Genomic DNA, 16,275 nt, shown 5'->3' with positions numbered 1-16,275 from the left:
CCATGTTGCACAAAACATCGCTGCTGTTGGGGTCTTTGCTGGTGGGCATGGCGGGGGTTGCTTCGACGCCCGCCCTGGGCGACAACGGCCGGTTGATCGCCACGGGTGGCGCTACCAGCATTGAAGGCAGCGCCGGCGGCGGCATAACCCCGTGGGCGGTGATTACCGGCTACAGCGAGCAAGGCGAATGGGGCGCTACCGCCTTCGCCACGCATGTGGATCTGCCGGACTACAACCTTGATGTGGCAGGCCTGGCGGTCGCCTATGGCAACCGCGTGGAGTTTTCCTACGCGCATCAGCGTTTCGATATCAGCAACCTGCAGCACAGGCTCAGCCTGCCGGACGATAACCTCAGTCAGGACGTGTTCGGCGTCAAGGTACGGCTCTTCGGCGACCTGATCTACGAAAGCCTGCCGCAGGTTTCTCTGGGGGTGCAGTACAAGCATCAGAACGATTTCCTGATTCCCAGCCTGGTCGGCGCCCGACGTGACTCGGATGTCGAAGGCTACCTGACGGCCAGCCGCTTGTTCATGGGCGCGGCGTTTGGCTACAACGTTGTGGTCAACGGCGGCGTGCGTTACAGCCGCGCCAACGAAACCGGACTGTTGGGGTTTGGCGGCGATCGGCGCGACAGCCGCAGCCTGCTCAAGGAGAGCTCGGTAGCCGTGCTGTTCAATCCACGCTGGGCACTCGGTGTCGAATATCGCGAGAAGCCAGACAACCTGTCGTTTGCGGGCGAAAGTGACTGGGCCGATGTGTTTCTCGGCTATTTCCCCAACAAGCACGTGTCCGTGGTCCTGGCTTATGCCCGTTTGGGCGAAATCGCCACGCTGGACAACCAGAACGGCACCTATCTGTCTGTGCAGGGGAGTTTCTGATGAGGCGTATGCTGATAGCCATGATGCTGACGCTACTGGCCGGTTGCGCGCAGCAGCAACAGCCACCCAAGGATGACAGCCTCTACCAGGACCTTGGCCAGCGTGCCGGTATCCAGCGCATCGTCGAAGGTATGCTGATAAACGTGGCCAGGGATGAGCGGATCGTCGAGCATTTCAAGAAAGTCGACATCGTGCGTCTGCGCGACAAACTGGTCGAGCAACTCTGCGTCGAGTCCGGCGGCCCGTGTCGCTATACCGGCGACAGCATGGCCGAGGCGCACAAGGGCCAGCACCTGACGCCCAGCGATTTCAACGCGCTGGTCGAAGACCTGATCGCCGCGATGGACACCGAAAAGGTCCCGGTCCCCGTACAAAACCGCCTCATCGCCCGCCTGGCACCGATGCGCGGCGAAGTGATCGGCAAGTGATTGGTAGCCCTGAAACACACTGACTATCGTGCCAATCCTCCCCGTCCAAGATCGGACGCAGAGCGTCCAGAACAGCGTTCCCACGCTGGAGCGTGCGGAACGATAATCTTCAGGGAGGGCACTTGCGCGAGAACACTATCGTGCCAATGCTCCGCGTTGGCATGCCGTTCGTGACGCTCCGCGTCACAAATCGACGCCGCGCCGCGTGTTCAGGATCGGACACAGAGCGTCCAGAACAGCGTTGCCACGCTGGAGCGTGGTAACGCTAGTCTCTGTCGCGTTAACTCCAACTTTGCCCCATCTCAACTCAACCGCGTCAGATACCCCGGCACTTCCTGCTCCGGCAATACCGACAACACTTTCAGGCGTTGCAGCATGCGCTGGCGGGCGCGTAACAGGTGTTCCTTGAGGTTCAGTGCGGCGGCGTCGAAGGCGCCGTGCAGCAGCAATTCAATGATCAGCCGGTGTTCGGCGAGCATCGCTTCATCGGCGCCAATGCTCAGCAGGCGGTAGAAAATCCGGTTGATAATCATCGGGCTCTGCGCCTGGCTGATCAGCATGGCGATCTTGCGGTTTTGCAGACCGCCCAGGCATTGCTGATGCAGGTCGTCCTCAAGGCGCTCGATCTCCTCAAGGCTGCACTGTTCGGCGTTTTGCGCCTCGATGACCCTGGCCAGCATTGCCTCCAGGGTTTCGCGGCTCAGTTGCGGCGCCGTCTGGCGCAAGGCTTCGGGCTCGAGGCAGGCGCGCAATTCGTAGTCTTCGGTGATTTCCCGGGCCGTCAGCGGCCCCGCCAGCCATTGCGAGTAAGGCTCTTTTTCCACCAGGCCGCGATCCCGCAGACGCATCAGCGCCTCACGAACCACTGCGCGGCTCACTCCGTAATGCTGCGCGGCGCTTTGTTCATCCAGCCGGTAGTGACCAAAGGCGATACAGGCCGACAGTGCCGCACCGATCTCATCGTGAATACGTTCGCCGAGCGGGCGGGTATCGACCAGTTCTTCGCTGCTGTCCAGCCCGAACTGCTTGTGGCTCAGGCTCAGACGCAGCGGCTCGACTTCCTGCGCGTCAGGATTGACCAGATAACCCCGGCCGTCGAAGCGGCTGATCAAGCCTTCTTCATGCAGCAGGTTGAGCGCCTTACGCACCGGCACCCGGCTGGTGCCGAACAGTTCTGCCAGCGGTGCTTCAAGCAGCACCAGTCCATTGGCGGCCGCGCCCGAGACGATGGCGTTACGCAACACCTCGCGGATCATGGCGTAGCGCGACGCGGTGCGCGGGTCCTCTTCTGACATCGGTTTCATACACTTCTGGCGGTTGACGGACGATTCTCGCACAGAAGCGCTGTTGTCACCTTGGCACACGTCCTTATGCTCGCTCATGGGGCCACCGTTACTTTTTTGCACTGAAATGTATCTTTTGTAAAAGATACATTATTTCTTTATGACGATCCTGTTCGCCCACGACGCCTTATCGCAACTGATTGATGCCTTTGCAAAAAGGTTTCTAGTACGGCGTTTCCAGCGCGAAAGGGCCGTCAGCTCGATCGGGTCAGGGCGTCGCGATATGCAGATTGGCATGGAACCTGCCTTTGTTAAATGTACATTTTATTAATAAGTACATTTTTAAAGGTGTGATGTCCATGACCGATACCGGGAGTCACAGCGTTACCGGTGATGCCTGCGCACTGGCCGAGGATTTTGCCCAGGGGCGCAGTGACCCTGTGCAGGCTCTGGACAAGGCCCTGCAACAGGCGGCACGCGCCGATCATGTGTTCATTTCCATGAGTATCGAACGGGCACGCAGGGAAGCCGAAGCCTCTGCGGCCCGCTGGCAGCAAGGGCAGCCATTGAGCCCCTTCGACGGCGTGCCCATCGCCTGGAAGGATCTTTTCGACGTGGCAGGCAGCGTCACAACCGCCGGCGCCGCGGTGCGCAACAACCTGTCCCCCGCGCTGCTGGATGCGCCGAGTGTCGGGCTGCTGGCACGGTCCGGGATGGTCAGCCTGGGCAAGACCAATCTCAGTGAATTCGCTTATTCAGGGCTGGGCCTGAACCCGCATTTCGGTACGCCGATCAACCCCAACAGCGACGGCTCGCCACGTATTCCTGGCGGTTCGTCTTCGGGTTCGGCAGTCGCCGTCGCCAACGGAACCGTACCGATCGCCATGGGCACCGATACCGCCGGTTCTATTCGTGTGCCGGCAGCGCTCAACGGTCTGGTGGGGTTTCGCAGCACCAGCCGCCGCTATAGCCGCGACGGCGTTTTCCCGCTGGCGCTGACGCTGGACAGCGTCGGGCCACTGACCCGCAGTGTGCGCGACGCTCTGGTGATCGACGATCTGCTCTGTGCGCGCAGCAAACCTTCATCGTTGATACCACGCAGCCTGGCCGGTCAACGTTTCCTGCTCGATCAGGCGGTGCTGGAAGACGAACGCGTCACGCCGGCCGTTCGCGACAACCTGTTGCGTGCTGTTGAAGCCTTGCGTGCAAGCGGTGCGCTGATCGAGGTCAAGCCTTGCCAGGCATTTCAGGCCACGTTGCTGTTAACCCAGCAACAGGGCTGGCTTGGTGCAGCCGAGGCGTTCGCGCTGCATCAGGCGTTGCTCGACAGCGACGCCGCCAGCCAGCTTGATCCCAGGGTTCGCAAGCGCCTGGAGGCAGCCCGTTCCATGCCGGCCAGCCTGCTGGTCAATCTGTACGCTGCGCGCGAGCGGTTGCAGGAGCAGTTGACCCTCGAACTGGACGGCGCGCTGCTGATTACTCCGACCGTGGCCCATGTGGCGCCGCCGCTCGCACCGCTGCTGAAGGACGACGACCTGTTCGTTCAAACCAACCTTGCCACGCTGCGCCTGACCATGCCCGGCAGCCTGCTGAACATGCCCGGCGTGTCACTGCCCAGCGGCCACGATGCCTCGGGCTTGCCCACCGGGCTGTTGCTCAGCGCACCGGCAGGCGAAGACGCACGGCTGCTGCGTGCGGCGCTGACCGTGGAGTCATTGATCGCAGCCCCTTGAATACGTTTTGCAGTGCAAACCGGCCCGCGTGCCGTACAGCGCGAAGCCGATCTGATTAACCCGTGGGAGAACAACGATGGCCAAAGAAATTCTGTGTGCGTTTGGTGTGGATGTGGATGCCGTTGCTGGCTGGCTGGGCTCCTATGGCGGCGAGGATTCGCCGGACGACATTTCCCGCGGCCTGTTCGCCGGTGAAGTCGGCGCTCCGCGTCTGCTCAAGCTGTTCGAGCGTTACGGTCTGCGCACCACCTGGTTCATTCCGGGGCACTCCATGGAGACCTTCCCCGAGCAGATGAAAGCCGTGGCGGATGCCGGGCATGAAATCGGTGTGCATGGTTACAGCCATGAAAACCCGATTGCGATGACCCCGGAGCAAGAGGAGATCGTCCTCGACAAGTCCATCGACCTGATCACGCAAATGACCGGCAAACGCCCGACCGGCTATGTCGCGCCATGGTGGGAGTTCAGCAACGTCACCAACGAGCTGCTGCTCAAGAAAGGCATCAAGTACGACCACAGCCTGATGCACAACGACTTCCACCCTTACTACGTTCGGGTGGGCGACAAGTGGACCAAAATCGATTACAGCCAGCATCCGGATACCTGGATGAAGCCGCTGGTACGTGGCGAAGAAACCGATCTGGTGGAAATTCCGGCCAACTGGTACCTGGACGATCTGCCGCCAATGATGTTCATCAAGAAGGCACCGAACAGCCACGGTTTCGTCAACCCTCGGCACCTGGAAGAGATGTGGCGCGACCAGTTCGACTGGGTCTATCGCGAACACGAACACGCTGTATTCACCATGACCATTCACCCGGACGTGTCTGGTCGCCCGCAAGTGCTGCTGATGCTGGAGCGCTTGATCGAGCACATTCAGAGCCATGCTGGCGTCAAGTTCGTCACTTTCGACGAGATTGCCGACGATTTCGTGCGTCGCAATCCCCGTACCCGCTGATTCATTGCCCTGTCCGAGGCGTCACTCATGTCCATTTACAATAAGCTCGACCTGACCGGCTGGAAACCTGAGCAACTGACTCCGGAGCAAGTACGGTTCGCCACATGGATTGCGTTTTTCGCGTGGGTGTTTGCGGTATATGACTTCATTCTGTTTGGCACGCTGTTACCGGAAATCGGTCGGCATTTCAGCTGGAGTGAGGTCGAACAGGCCGAAATCGCGACCTGGGTCGCGGTCGGCACCGCGGTGGTGGCTCTGGCCATCGGCCCGCTGGTAGATCGCCTGGGACGGCGCGTGGGTATCATTTTCACCGTGAGTGGCTCGGCGATCTGCTCGGCGCTCACGGCCATCGGCGGAGCATGGGGCAAGTCGCCCCTGATCCTCATTCGTTCGCTGGGCGGTCTGGGTTATGCAGAGGAAACGGTCAACGCGACCTATCTGAGCGAGATCTACGCCGCATCCGACGACCCGCGACTCACCAAGCGCCGTGGCTTCATCTACAGCCTTGTGCAGGGCGGCTGGCCGGTCGGTGCGCTGATCGCTGCTGGTCTGACGGCGGTGCTGTTGCCGGTCATCGGCTGGCAGGGTTGCTTCGTGTTTGCGGCTATTCCGGCCATCGTCATCGCTATCCTGGCGCGCAAGCTCAAGGAAAGCCCGCAGTTTCAGATCCATCAACGCATCACCCAATTGCGCAAGAAGGGCGACCTCAGTCAGGCGCAGGCCGTGGCGCAGACCTACGGGGTGGATTACGAAGAGCACAGCAAGGCCGGTATCGGCGCGGCCTTTCGCGGTTCTTCGCGCCGCGCGACCCTGGTGATCGGTGCTGCGATCCTGCTCAACTGGGCGGCCATTCAGGTATTCAGTGTTCTGGGTACGACGGTGATCGTCAGCGTCCACCACATCTCGTTCGAGAACTCGCTGATCATTCTGGTGCTGTCCAACCTGGTGGGCTATTGCGGCTACCTGTGTCACGGCTGGATGGGTGACCGGATCGGTCGCCGCAATGTCATCGGCCTTGGCTGGATGCTCGGCGGCCTGGCGTTTGCCGGCATGCTTTACGGGCCAAGCAACATGGTGACGGTGGTCGGCTTGTACAGCCTGGGGCTGTTCTTCCTGATCGGCCCGTACTCGGCGGCCTTGTTCTTCATCAGCGAAAGCTTCCCGACCAGCATTCGTGCCACGGGTGGCGCAATCATCCATGCCATGGGCCCGCTCGGTGCTGTGGTCGCAGGCTTCGGCGCCACATCGGTACTGAGCGCAGGCGGCGACTGGCAGACCTCGGCGTTGTACTTCGGCGCAGTGCCTTGCTTCCTGTCGGGTGCACTGATGTTCGCCGCTAAACACGTGCGACCTGAAACGGTGAAATGAGGAGCAGCACATGACGCGTAAAGTTGCAGTGATAACCGGTGCCGCCAGCGGCATCGGTCAGGCGCTGGCAGTGGCGTTTGCCCGCCAGGGTGTGGCGGTGGCAGGCGGTTTCTATCCGGCTGACCCGCATGATCCGGACGAAACCCGCAGGCTGGTGGTGGAGGCGGGCGGCGAATGCCTGATGCTGCCGCTGGATGTGACCTTCACCGAATCGGTCGATGATCTGGCCGCGCAGGCAGTCAAGGCGTTTGGCCGCATCGACTACGCGGTCGCCAATGCCGGGCTGTTGCGCCGCGCGCCGTTGCTGGAAATGACCGACGAGCGCTGGAACGAGATGCTCGACGTGGACCTGACCGGCGTGATGCGTACCTTCCGCGCCGCCGTCCGGCACATGGGTGAGGGCGGGGCGCTGGTGGCGATTTCCTCGATTGCCGGTGGTGTGTATGGCTGGCAGGACCATGCCCATTACGCAGCGGCCAAGGCCGGCGTGCCAGGGCTGTGCCGGTCACTGGCGGTGGAGCTCGCCCCGAAGGGCATCCGTTGCAACGCGGTGATTCCCGGCTTGATCGAGACGCCGCAATCGCTGGACAGCAAGAACTCGCTGGGGCCGGAAGGTCTGGCGCAGGCGGCCAAAGCCATCCCGCTGGGCCGTGTCGGTAGAGCGGATGAAGTCGCTGCGCTGGTGCGTTTTCTGTGCAGCGATGAAGCCAGTTACCTGACCGGGCAAAGCATCGTGATCGACGGTGGCCTGACCGTGCGCTGGCCCGAGTAGAGCGATTCGGATCGGCAGCGAGCCTGCTCGCGAAGCGTTCAGTACAGACGCTGGGAATGGCGTGTCAGTGACTGAGCGTTCGCGAGCAATACGCAGTGATCCCCAAACCAACCGAGGAACCCGACCCATGCAGCAACTCAAACAAAAGCGGGCAGTGATCACCGGAGCAGGCAGTGGCATCGGCGCAGCCATCGCTCGCGCCTATGCGGCTGAAGGCGCGCGTCTGGTGCTGGGCGATCGAGACGCCCACAGCCTGGCGAAGATCGCTGCAGAGTGCCGTCAGCTGGGCGCTCAGGTTCAGGAGTGCGTGGCCGATGTCGGCAGCACCGACGGCGCGCAAGCCAGCGTCGATGTCTGTGTCGAGCAGTTCGGAGGTATCGACATTCTGGTCAACAACGCGGGCATGCTGACCCAGGCGCGTTGCGTCGACCTGACCCTCGATATGTGGAACGACATGCTGCGCATCGACCTGACCAGCGTCTTTGTGGCCAGTCAGCGGGCATTGCCGCACATGATTGCCCAGCGCTGGGGGCGCATCATCAATGTTGCTTCGCAACTGGGCATCAAGGGCGGTGCCGAACTGACCCATTACGCCGCCGCCAAGGCCGGGGTGATCGGTTTCAGCAAATCCCTGGCGCTGGAAGTCGCCAAGGACAACGTGCTGGTCAACGCCATTGCACCCGGCCCTATCGAAACCCCACTGGTCGCCGGGATCAGCAGCGCCTGGAAAACCGCCAAGGCCGCCGAGTTGCCACTGGGCCGCTTCGGTCTGGCCGAGGAGGTCGCCCCGGTGGCGGTGCTGCTGGCCAGCGAGCCAGGTGGCAATCTGTTCGTCGGTCAGACCCTGGGCCCCAATTCCGGCGACGTCATGCCATGAGCAAACAGCTGGAGAACACCTGATGTGTGGATTGTGCGGGCTATTGGGTGAAGACGTGCACTGGAGCGATCCGCTGGTTGCAGAACTGCCCCGGCGGCGTGAGCGCTTGCGGCGTATTGCTGCAATCAACAAGGTGGTCGCGCCGTTTCGCCTGAAGGTCGAAGATTTTCAAGGCGTTTCCTATCTCCTGCTCGGGGCCACCGGCAAGCAGGAACTGGCGACCGGGCTGGAACAGCTCTGGCAGAAAGCCGAGTTGCTGATCGGCCGGCCGCTGGACCCGCTTGATTCACGTCTGCTCGATCATCTGCAGAGGTCATCATGAGTATTGCCCTGAACGTGATTACCGGCTTCCTCGGCAGCGGCAAGACCACGTTGCTCAAACGCCTGCTGGCCGATGAAAACATGGGTGACACCGCGCTGCTGATCAACGAATTCGGCGATGTGGGTATCGATCATCTGCTGGTTGAAGAGGTCGCACCGGATACCGTGCTGTTGCCCAGCGGCTGTGTCTGCTGCACCGTCCGCGGTGAATTGAAAGACGCGCTGCTCGGTCTGCTGGAGCGGCGTAATCGAGGTGAAATTCCTGCATTTCGCCGGGTGATTCTGGAGACCACCGGCCTGGCCGATCCGGCCCCGATTCTCACCACGCTGAGCAACGACCCGCAATTGCGCGGGCGTTTTCACATCGGTCTGATTGTCACGCTGGTGGACGTTTGTCACGCGACGCTGCAAGAGCGTCTGCATCCGGAATGGCTGGCGCAGGTCGCGGCGGCGGATCGTCTGCTGTTGAGCAAAACCGATCTGGTCGATGAGTCGGTACTGGATGGCCTGCGCGAGCATCTGCAAGCGCTGAATTTTTCTGCGCCACTGCTTGATACGGCGGAGGTCCACAGCGGCGATCAGTTGCTGCTGGGCGAGGGCATGCGCAGCGACGAACCGGCCGCTGAAGTGACCCGCTGGCAACTGCATCGGGTGCTGTCGACTTCCGCGCGGCATGGTGATGCGCAGGTCTGTTGCCTGACGTTCGAGCGCCCTCTGGACTGGGTCGGCTTCGGGGTGTGGCTGTCGATGCTGTTAAGATGCCACGGTGAACGAATCCTCCGCGTCAAAGGACTGCTCAACGTGAACGACAATCAGGCTCCCATCGTGATTCATGGTGTGCAGCATTGCCTGCATGCGCCGGTGCATCTTGCCGCCTGGCCGGGCGAGGATCGCACCTCGCGGCTGGTGTTCATCCTGCGCGGTCTCGATCCCGATCTGCTGCGTCGTTCGTTCGAAGTCTTCTCTGGCAGTTTCGCGCCGCCGCTCAACGAGTCGGCAGCATGACCATCACCTTGCGCGTGCTGGGCACCTCCGTGACCCTGCTGGAGTCTTTGCGTGAGCGGGCCGAGCAGGAACTGGGGATCAAACTGATCTACCAGATTCATGACGTGCAAACCGCGCAACGTATCGCGGTCATGCAACCAGACAGCTACGACCTCTACGATCAGTGGTTTCATAACGTTGATTTCGTCTGGCCAGCCCGGGCGATTCAACCCATCGACACGCGGCGCATCGCGCTGTGGCACGAAATCAACGACTTGCCCAAGCAGGGCCGTCTGCGGCCTACCGACCAGCCAGGCAGCGGCAGTGTGCCCAGCGAGCGTTTGTTCGTGCAGCACGACGGCAGTCTGGGCAGCGCGGTGACCGAACGCATCAGCATGTTGCCGCTGACCCATAACGCCGACAGCTTCGCCTATCGCCCCGAGCGCTTGCCGGAGGGCTTGAGCTCTGCGGACGAAAGCTGGGGCTGGCTGCTCGACCCGGTGTGGGGCGGGCGCATCGCCTTGCAGAGTGACGCGGCCATCGGCGCATTGGATGCCGCGCTGGCGGTGCAGGGGGCGGGGCTGGCGAGCTTCAAGGACATCGGCAACATGAGCATCGAAGAAATCGATCGGCTCGCTGATGTGCTGGTGCGCAAACAGCAGCAAGGGCATTTTGGTGCGTTCTGGTCAGGCGACGAAGAAGCCGCCGAACTGATGCTCAGCCCGAACATCGACATTCAGAGCCTCTGGTCACCGACCCTGGTCAGGCTGCACCGTGCGGGGGTCAAGTACCGTGTGGCGGTGCCCAAAGAAGGTTATCGCGGCTGGTTTGGCGGGCTTTCCCTGTCACGCCACGCCAAGGGGCCGGTGCTGGATGCGGCGTACGCGTATCTCAACTGGTGGTTGTCGGGCTGGCCCGGCGCAGTGATGGCGCGGCAGGGCTACTACATCGGCAATCCGGCACGCAGCCGCGATCACCTCAGCGCTGCCGAATGGGATTACTGGTACGCCGGCCTGCCTGCGCGCGAACAACTGCTCGGCAGCGACGGCTTGCCGCTCATCGACGCCGGAGAAGTCCGCGACGGCGGCTCCTACGAAGAACGCATGGGCCATATTGCCGTGTGGAATTCGGTCATGAACGAGCACAACTACCTGGTCCGCCGCTGGAGCGACATCCTACGCGCCAGTGACAAAAGCAGCGCCAAGGCACGCTAGTCAGTCGCACTGGAGAGAGGACGCAGAGCGTCCAGAACGGCATTCCCACGCTGGAGCGTGAGGAGCGATAGTCGTCTGGTAGAGCTCACAGATCCGCAACCCTGCCCGGTAGCTGGATCAACCGGGATCCGGCTTCAGTGGCGACAAAAAAAAGCGGCTACCTCTCGGTAGCCGCCGTTCATTGACCTCAGCAACGCATCACTTCGGCAGTTTGAACGCCATCACGTAGTCACCCTGTTTGGTGCCCAGTGAGCCGTGACCGCCCGCAACGACCAGCACGTATTGCTGACCGTCCTTGCCGGTGTAGGTCATCGGCGTGGTTTGCGCACCTGCGGGCAGGCGGGCTTCCCACAACTGCTTGCCGTTACGCACGTCATAAGCACGCAGGTACTGGTCAAGCGTAGCGCTCATGAACGCCAGGCCGCTGGCGGTGGTGAACGTACCACCCAGGCTTGGAACGCCCATGGTCAGCGGGAGCGGGATCGGCGAGCTGTCGCGCACGGTACCGTTCTTGTGCATCCAGATGGTCTTGTGGTTGGTCAGGTCGACCGCCGCCACGTAACCCCACGCGGGTGCCTGGCAAGGCAGGCCCATCGGCGACAGCAGTGCTTCCAGGATCACACCATAAGGCGCGCCCTTGTTCGGCTGTACGCCTTCGGTTTCGCTCTTGCGGCCCGGGCCGCCTTCAACTTCGGCAGACGGTACCAGCTTCGAACGGAAAGCCATGTAGTTAGGATTGACGAAGGCGATCTGACGCACCGGGTCGACGGAAATACCGCCCCAGTCGAACACGCCGAAGTTACCCGGATAAACGATCGAACCCTGCAGTGAAGGTGGTGTGAACGGACCATCGTAGCGCAGCGACTTGAAGTCGATCCGGCACATCATCTGGTCAAACGGCGTCACGCCCCACATGTCGCGCTCCTTGAGCGGCGGCGGCATGAAGTTCAGGTCGGACTTGGGCTGGGTCGGCGAGGTGTGATCGCCCGCGACAGCGCCTTGCGGGACCGGCACTTCATTGATCGGCACGATCGGTTTGCCGGTGCTGCGATCCAGCACGTAGATGCTGCCCTGCTTGGTCGACGCCAGCACTGCGGGTTTGACGCCGTCAGCGGTTTTCATGTCCAGCAGCGTCGGCTGACCGCCCACGTCCATGTCCCACAGGTCATGGTGAGTGAATTGGTAGTCCCAGCGCACGCGGCCGGTAGCGATGTCCAGTGCAACCAGGCCCGCGCTGTACTTCTCGGACTCTGGCGTACGGTCGCCGCCCCACTGGTCAGGGGTCTGGTTACCCATCGGCAGGTAGATCATGCCGAGCTTTTCATCGACGCTGAACATGGACCACATGTTCGGCGAGTTGCGGGTGTAGATCTTGCCTTCGGCAATCGGTGCAGTTTCTTCCGGATTGCCGCTGTCCCAGTTCCACACCAGACGGCCGGTGTGCACGTCATAGGCGCGGATCACGCCGGACGGCTCGTCCATGGAGACGTTGTCAGTGACGTGGCCACCGATAATCACCAGGTCCTTGGTGACCGCGGGTGGCGACGTGGAGTAGTAGCCGCCCGGAGCGAAGGTGCCCATGTTGGCGGTCAGGTCAACCGAACCCTTGTTGCCGAAGTCTTCACACATCTTGCCAGTATCGGCGTTCAGCGCGATCAAACGGGTGTCGGCAGTCGGCAGGAAGATTCTGCGCGGGCAGGCAGCACTGGCAGTGGCCGTGCCGTCAGCAGCCGGGACCGTCGGGCTTTGCGCCGGGGCGCTGGCGGCGTAGGCAGCGTAGGCAGCGTCGTCATGATAGGTGACGCCACGGCAGGTCATGTGCGCCCAGCCCTTGAAGTTGGCAGCGTTCTGAGTGCTGAGCTTCGGATCGAAGCGCCAGATTTCCTTGCCCGAATCCGGGTCAAGCGCGATCACCTGGCTGTGCGGCGTGCACACATAAAGCATGCCGTTGACCTTGAGTGGGGTGTTCTCGGCAGTCGTTTCCCCCGGATCGTTCGGCCCCGGAATGTCACCCGTGCGATAGGTCCAGGCCGGCTCCAGCTTGTTGACGTTTTCCGGCGTGATCTGCGCCAGCGGCGAGTAACGGTCACCGAAGGCGGTGCGGCCGTAGGACTGCCAGTCGCCGTCAGGCATGGCTGGGGCGGTGTTGGTCGTGCCAGCCGTCTCGCGGTCCAGCTGGCCTTCGATACGGCCCGGGTTGGTGAACTGGCTCGCCAGCGCGGTCAGGCCGGCCAGCACCACAGCGATGCTCAATGCACCGGTGCCCATGCGTGCCGGACCGTTGCGCAGCAACGGTCTGCGGAACCATGGCAGCAGCAATACGATACCCAGTGCGAACCACAGCGCCAGGCGTGGCACCAGTTGCCACCAATCGAGGCCGACTTCCCACAACGACCATACAGTGCTCGCGAACAGCAGCAGTGCATAAAGGCCCAGCGCAGCCGCACGTCCGGTGATCAGCAACACGCCGGTCACGGCGAAGCCGATACCGGCCAACAGGTAATACAACGAGCCATCCAGTTGCAGCAGTCGGGCACCACCGACCAGCAAGGCCAGCCCCATCAACAGGATCACCAGCCCGAGCAGGGTCGGCAACAGGCGATTTCTATTTGAAGCACCGTCAGTGCTCATAATGCGAATCTCCGCGAGAAGTAAGTAATTGAAATCTTTTTTTAAGCATCGCCTGCCCTGGCGCCATTCCTTGAAGCTGCTTGTTGAGACGAATCGCCGACGGTGGAATTAAACCGTCAGGCAGAGCGCGGCTGCACGTTCGGCTGGCGCGGTCGTTGAGTCGTAGACCATTACCGCCCGAATTCGTGCATAGGCTTTTTGTCCGAAGGAACATCTGCAGAAGGGGGAATCTTCAATCCTTAACCCGGCAATGATAGGGCGCTAACGATTTTTCTAAAAGCGAAAAACCTGACATGGATCATTGCAACGCCGGCAACAGTGCTGCAGGTCGACGGTGTTTTATGAAAGCGCGGCGCTTACAATGGCAGACTTTCGGGAAGCACCTGCGTACTCCAGAGATCCGTTCAGGTTCGTCTCTTCTTATTTCGTTGCAAGGCTCATCATGACAACACCCAATTCCGACCCGTTGCACGGCGTCACGCTGGAGCAGATCCTCAGGGCGCTGGTCGAACATTACGAATGGTCCGGCCTCGCCGAACGCATCGATATTCGCTGCTTCAAGAGCGATCCGAGCATCAAGTCCAGCCTGACCTTCCTGCGCAAGACACCCTGGGCGCGGGAAAAGGTCGAAGCGCTGTATGTGAAATTGCATCGCAGCAAGGGCTGGTAACAGGCCCGCCAGACAGTCCGGCAGGGACGCCGGCACGCAAGGATACCGATTGATGCTCAGTGAACATCCACAACCTGCGCAGGGACAGCGCTATTACGCCCTTGTGGCTGCTTGTCTCGGCTGGTCGGGATTGGTGATTCAGCTTTACCTGATCCTGATTGGCCGTTATGCCGATCACGCCAGTCTGTTGGGTGGGCTGGTGCGCTTTTCAAGTTTTTTCACCGTACTGACCAATACGCTGGTAGCGGTCGCCCTGAGTTGCGCGCTGACGACACGGCAGTCGGCAGGCCACCGGTTTTTCCGGCATCCGGTGGTGTGTGGTGGCATTGCGGTGAGTATTGCGCTGGTGGGCATCGCCTACAACATTCTGCTGCGCCACTTGTGGCACCCGGAAGGCTGGCAGTGGGTGGCCGACGAGCTGCTGCACGACATAATGCCGCTGGCGTTCGTGCTCTATTGGTGGCTGTACGTGCCCAAGGGCACGCTGCGTCTGAGCCATGTAGTGCTCTGGGCGATCTATCCGATCGTCTACTTCGCCTATGTCCTGCTGCGTGGCCACATGTTCGGTGATTACCTGTATCCGTTCATCGATGTCGGCACGCTCGGTTTCCCGGCGGCATTCATCAACGCGCTGGGCGTGCTGCTCGGTTTCGTGCTGATCGCATTGGTGCTGCTGGCAGTTGATAAACGGGCGTCTCGTCGTACCCGGTGAGTCGCCCGGTCCTGCTCATTCTTCAGTGCTGTCCAGCTTCCAGTAACCGGCGGCCTTGACGAACTCCTCTTCCAGGCCGAACTCGTCGAGCAGCACACGACGTAACTTGCGTGACAGCGCAGATTCGGTCGCGATCCATGCGTACAGCTTGCCCTCGGGCATCTCCAGACGACGCGTGACGTCCAGCAGACTCTGTTCGCCGCGTACGATCCAGATCACGTCGACCTGTGCGGCACTGTCGAACACCTGCTGTTCCTGCGGGTTGGCGACTTCGACCACCACCAGCGCAGCGCGGTTGGCGGGCAGCGATTCAAGGCGTCGGGCGATGGCCGGAATGGCTGTTTCGTCGCCGATCAGCAGGTAGCTGTCGAACATGTCCGGCACCACCATCGACCCCTTTGGCCCGGCGATGTGCAGGAATTGCCCGGGCGCTGCCTGCGCGGCCCAGGTGGCCGCCGGGCCTTCGCCATGCAGAACGAAATCGATATCCAGTTCCCCGGTTTCTTCGTCGTAGCGACGCGGTGTGTAATCGCGCATCGGCGGGCGCGGCGTGTCCTTGTCGCCGGCAGGGTTCAGGTTTTCCAGCGCGGCCTGCTCTTCTGCCGTTTGCGGGAAGAACAGTTTGACGTGGTCGTCGGTGCCCAGGCTGATGAAACCCGCCAACTCCGGCCCCTGCAAGGTAATGCGGCGCATCAGGGGTGTCAGTTCCGTGACCCGTACCACCTGCAGCTTGCGACGCTTGATTTCATGCATGACGCGATGGATTGACTGGGGCGAATTCATGCCGACTCCTCCGAGGCAGGTTGAGGCCCATCGACGACAGCCTTGGCCGTGCTGTTGAGCAGTTCGCTGACGCGCAAAATCTCTTCCGGGCTCCAGCGGCCATGGTGCATCTGCAGCGCGTGGCGCAGGTTGTGCACCGCTTCGTGGATTTCCGGCGGACGATCGTGGCCGCGCAGTGAGCGCTTGCTGACATCGATGCGCATGCGCACACCTTCCAGCGCCACGGCCTGATCTTCCAGGGATTGGCGACCCGCATCGGTGATGGTGTAGAGCTTCTTGCCGGCCTGGGCATCGCCGACCACCATTTCGCTTTCTTCAAGAAACGTCAGGGTGGGGTAGATAACGCCGGGGCTGGGGCAGTACGCACCCTCGAACAGACCTTCGATCTTGCGGATCAGGTCATAGCCGTGGGCGGGCTGTTCGGCGATCAACGCCAACAGCAGTAATTTCAGATCGCCAGGGGCGAAAACCCGAGGGCCACGTCCACCGCGTTCACGGCCCGGGCGTTTTTCAAAGCCGTCGCGATCTTCACCTGGTTCACGAAGATGCGGCGGACGGTGGTGGGGAGGGTGTTTATCTTCACGCATGTTTTTGCTCTCTGGTTACAAGTTAGATATACCTTAAGATATATCTTATTGTAATCACAGAGCTGGCAGACGAGCG

At 61.5% G+C, this 16,275-nt stretch carries 16 protein-coding genes; 12 read left to right on the top strand and 4 right to left on the bottom strand.

Annotation, left to right across the window (positions count from 1 at the left end):
- The first annotated feature begins 2 nt into the window (after positions 1 to 2).
- On the top strand, positions 3 to 878 hold the full coding sequence (locus PCPL58_RS21885; RefSeq protein WP_003363690.1) for a DUF3034 family protein: 876 nt from the start codon (positions 3 to 5) through the stop codon (positions 876 to 878).
- Positions 878 to 1,306, top strand: a complete 429-nt coding sequence (locus PCPL58_RS21880) for a group I truncated hemoglobin (protein ID WP_003363688.1) — start codon at positions 878 to 880, stop codon at positions 1,304 to 1,306. Before PCPL58_RS21885 ends, PCPL58_RS21880 begins: the two co-directional genes overlap by 1 nt.
- A gap of 302 nt (positions 1,307 to 1,608) precedes the next feature.
- Here PCPL58_RS21880 and PCPL58_RS21875 read toward each other — a convergent pair whose 3' ends face one another.
- Positions 1,609 to 2,601: a GntR family transcriptional regulator gene (locus tag PCPL58_RS21875; RefSeq protein ID WP_371123815.1), complete on the bottom strand. Its 993-nt coding sequence runs from the start codon at positions 2,599 to 2,601 to the stop codon at positions 1,609 to 1,611.
- Positions 2,602 to 2,948: 347 nt separating this feature from the next.
- Between PCPL58_RS21875 and PCPL58_RS21870 the strand changes: the two genes are divergently transcribed.
- The 8 genes from PCPL58_RS21870 to PCPL58_RS21835 all read left to right on the top strand — a co-directional run bounded on the left by PCPL58_RS21870 (position 2,949) and on the right by PCPL58_RS21835 (position 10,816).
- A complete protein-coding gene (locus PCPL58_RS21870) occupies positions 2,949 to 4,322 on the top strand; it encodes an amidase (RefSeq protein WP_065350428.1) in 1,374 nt (457 codons plus the stop codon).
- Positions 4,323 to 4,398: 76 nt separating this feature from the next.
- Entirely contained in the window at positions 4,399 to 5,280 is an 882-nt protein-coding gene (locus tag PCPL58_RS21865) for a polysaccharide deacetylase family protein (RefSeq protein ID WP_002554892.1), read from the top strand.
- Between the two features lie 27 nt (positions 5,281 to 5,307).
- Positions 5,308 to 6,648, top strand: a complete 1,341-nt coding sequence (locus PCPL58_RS21860; RefSeq protein WP_003363677.1) for an MFS transporter — start codon at positions 5,308 to 5,310, stop codon at positions 6,646 to 6,648.
- A gap of 10 nt (positions 6,649 to 6,658) precedes the next feature.
- Positions 6,659 to 7,420: an SDR family NAD(P)-dependent oxidoreductase gene (locus PCPL58_RS21855; protein WP_065350427.1), complete on the top strand. Its 762-nt coding sequence runs from the start codon at positions 6,659 to 6,661 to the stop codon at positions 7,418 to 7,420.
- A gap of 127 nt (positions 7,421 to 7,547) precedes the next feature.
- Complete coding sequence (locus tag PCPL58_RS21850; protein WP_065350426.1) at positions 7,548 to 8,297, top strand: SDR family NAD(P)-dependent oxidoreductase; 750 nt, start codon at positions 7,548 to 7,550, stop codon at positions 8,295 to 8,297.
- Between the two features lie 22 nt (positions 8,298 to 8,319).
- Entirely contained in the window at positions 8,320 to 8,619 is a 300-nt protein-coding gene (locus PCPL58_RS21845; protein WP_065350425.1) for a hypothetical protein, read from the top strand.
- Positions 8,616 to 9,623 carry a CobW family GTP-binding protein gene (locus tag PCPL58_RS21840; protein ID WP_065350424.1) on the top strand — a complete coding sequence of 336 codons (1,008 nt, stop codon included), beginning with the start codon at positions 8,616 to 8,618 and terminating at the stop codon, positions 9,621 to 9,623. The genes PCPL58_RS21845 and PCPL58_RS21840 overlap by 4 nt, the downstream gene beginning before the upstream one ends.
- Positions 9,620 to 10,816 carry an ABC transporter substrate-binding protein gene (locus PCPL58_RS21835; protein WP_046719058.1) on the top strand — a complete coding sequence of 399 codons (1,197 nt, stop codon included), beginning with the start codon at positions 9,620 to 9,622 and terminating at the stop codon, positions 10,814 to 10,816. The genes PCPL58_RS21840 and PCPL58_RS21835 overlap by 4 nt, the downstream gene beginning before the upstream one ends.
- Positions 10,817 to 11,014: 198 nt before the next feature.
- On the opposite strand, the gene PCPL58_RS21830 is transcribed toward PCPL58_RS21835, so the two are convergent.
- Positions 11,015 to 13,447: a glucose/quinate/shikimate family membrane-bound PQQ-dependent dehydrogenase gene (locus PCPL58_RS21830; RefSeq protein ID WP_065350423.1), complete on the bottom strand. Its 2,433-nt coding sequence runs from the start codon at positions 13,445 to 13,447 to the stop codon at positions 11,015 to 11,017.
- Between the two features lie 442 nt (positions 13,448 to 13,889).
- On the opposite strand from PCPL58_RS21830, the gene PCPL58_RS21825 reads away from it, so the two are divergent.
- A complete protein-coding gene (locus PCPL58_RS21825) occupies positions 13,890 to 14,117 on the top strand; it encodes a VF530 family protein (RefSeq protein WP_003363662.1) in 228 nt (75 codons plus the stop codon).
- 52 nt (positions 14,118 to 14,169) lie between these two features.
- Positions 14,170 to 14,829: a Pr6Pr family membrane protein gene (locus tag PCPL58_RS21820; protein WP_003363659.1), complete on the top strand. Its 660-nt coding sequence runs from the start codon at positions 14,170 to 14,172 to the stop codon at positions 14,827 to 14,829.
- A gap of 15 nt (positions 14,830 to 14,844) precedes the next feature.
- Here PCPL58_RS21820 and PCPL58_RS21815 read toward each other — a convergent pair whose 3' ends face one another.
- Positions 14,845 to 15,612, bottom strand: a complete 768-nt coding sequence (locus PCPL58_RS21815) for a siderophore-interacting protein (protein ID WP_065350422.1) — start codon at positions 15,610 to 15,612, stop codon at positions 14,845 to 14,847.
- Positions 15,609 to 16,199 carry a PadR family transcriptional regulator gene (locus PCPL58_RS21810; protein WP_003431287.1) on the bottom strand — a complete coding sequence of 197 codons (591 nt, stop codon included), beginning with the start codon at positions 16,197 to 16,199 and terminating at the stop codon, positions 15,609 to 15,611. The genes PCPL58_RS21815 and PCPL58_RS21810 overlap by 4 nt, the downstream gene beginning before the upstream one ends.
- Positions 16,200 to 16,275 lie beyond the last annotated feature (76 nt).

The organism is Pseudomonas cerasi, assembly GCF_900074915.1.
GTDB classification, from domain to species: Bacteria; Pseudomonadota; Gammaproteobacteria; order Pseudomonadales; family Pseudomonadaceae; genus Aquipseudomonas; species Aquipseudomonas cerasi.
The sequence above is the reverse complement of the archived record's forward strand: the minus strand, read 5'-3'. Positions and strand labels throughout refer to the sequence as shown.

Bases quoted from the DNA above. Each gene is read 5' to 3' on its own strand.
- PCPL58_RS21885 (WP_003363690.1), top strand. From the start codon at position 3: ATGTTGCACAAAACATCGCTGCTGTTGGGGTCTTTGCTGGTGGGCATG.
- PCPL58_RS21880 (WP_003363688.1), top strand. From the start codon at position 878: ATGAGGCGTATGCTGATAGCCATGATGCTGACGCTACTGGCCGGTTGC.
- PCPL58_RS21875 (WP_371123815.1), bottom strand. From the start codon at position 2,601: ATGTCAGAAGAGGACCCGCGCACCGCGTCGCGCTACGCCATGATCCGC.
- PCPL58_RS21870 (WP_065350428.1), top strand. From the start codon at position 2,949: ATGACCGATACCGGGAGTCACAGCGTTACCGGTGATGCCTGCGCACTG.
- PCPL58_RS21865 (WP_002554892.1), top strand. From the start codon at position 4,399: ATGGCCAAAGAAATTCTGTGTGCGTTTGGTGTGGATGTGGATGCCGTT.
- PCPL58_RS21860 (WP_003363677.1), top strand. From the start codon at position 5,308: ATGTCCATTTACAATAAGCTCGACCTGACCGGCTGGAAACCTGAGCAA.
- PCPL58_RS21855 (WP_065350427.1), top strand. From the start codon at position 6,659: ATGACGCGTAAAGTTGCAGTGATAACCGGTGCCGCCAGCGGCATCGGT.
- PCPL58_RS21850 (WP_065350426.1), top strand. From the start codon at position 7,548: ATGCAGCAACTCAAACAAAAGCGGGCAGTGATCACCGGAGCAGGCAGT.
- PCPL58_RS21845 (WP_065350425.1), top strand. From the start codon at position 8,320: ATGTGTGGATTGTGCGGGCTATTGGGTGAAGACGTGCACTGGAGCGAT.
- PCPL58_RS21840 (WP_065350424.1), top strand. From the start codon at position 8,616: ATGAGTATTGCCCTGAACGTGATTACCGGCTTCCTCGGCAGCGGCAAG.
- PCPL58_RS21835 (WP_046719058.1), top strand. From the start codon at position 9,620: ATGACCATCACCTTGCGCGTGCTGGGCACCTCCGTGACCCTGCTGGAG.
- PCPL58_RS21830 (WP_065350423.1), bottom strand. From the start codon at position 13,447: ATGAGCACTGACGGTGCTTCAAATAGAAATCGCCTGTTGCCGACCCTG.
- PCPL58_RS21825 (WP_003363662.1), top strand. From the start codon at position 13,890: ATGACAACACCCAATTCCGACCCGTTGCACGGCGTCACGCTGGAGCAG.
- PCPL58_RS21820 (WP_003363659.1), top strand. From the start codon at position 14,170: ATGCTCAGTGAACATCCACAACCTGCGCAGGGACAGCGCTATTACGCC.
- PCPL58_RS21815 (WP_065350422.1), bottom strand. From the start codon at position 15,612: ATGAATTCGCCCCAGTCAATCCATCGCGTCATGCATGAAATCAAGCGT.
- PCPL58_RS21810 (WP_003431287.1), bottom strand. From the start codon at position 16,199: ATGCGTGAAGATAAACACCCTCCCCACCACCGTCCGCCGCATCTTCGT.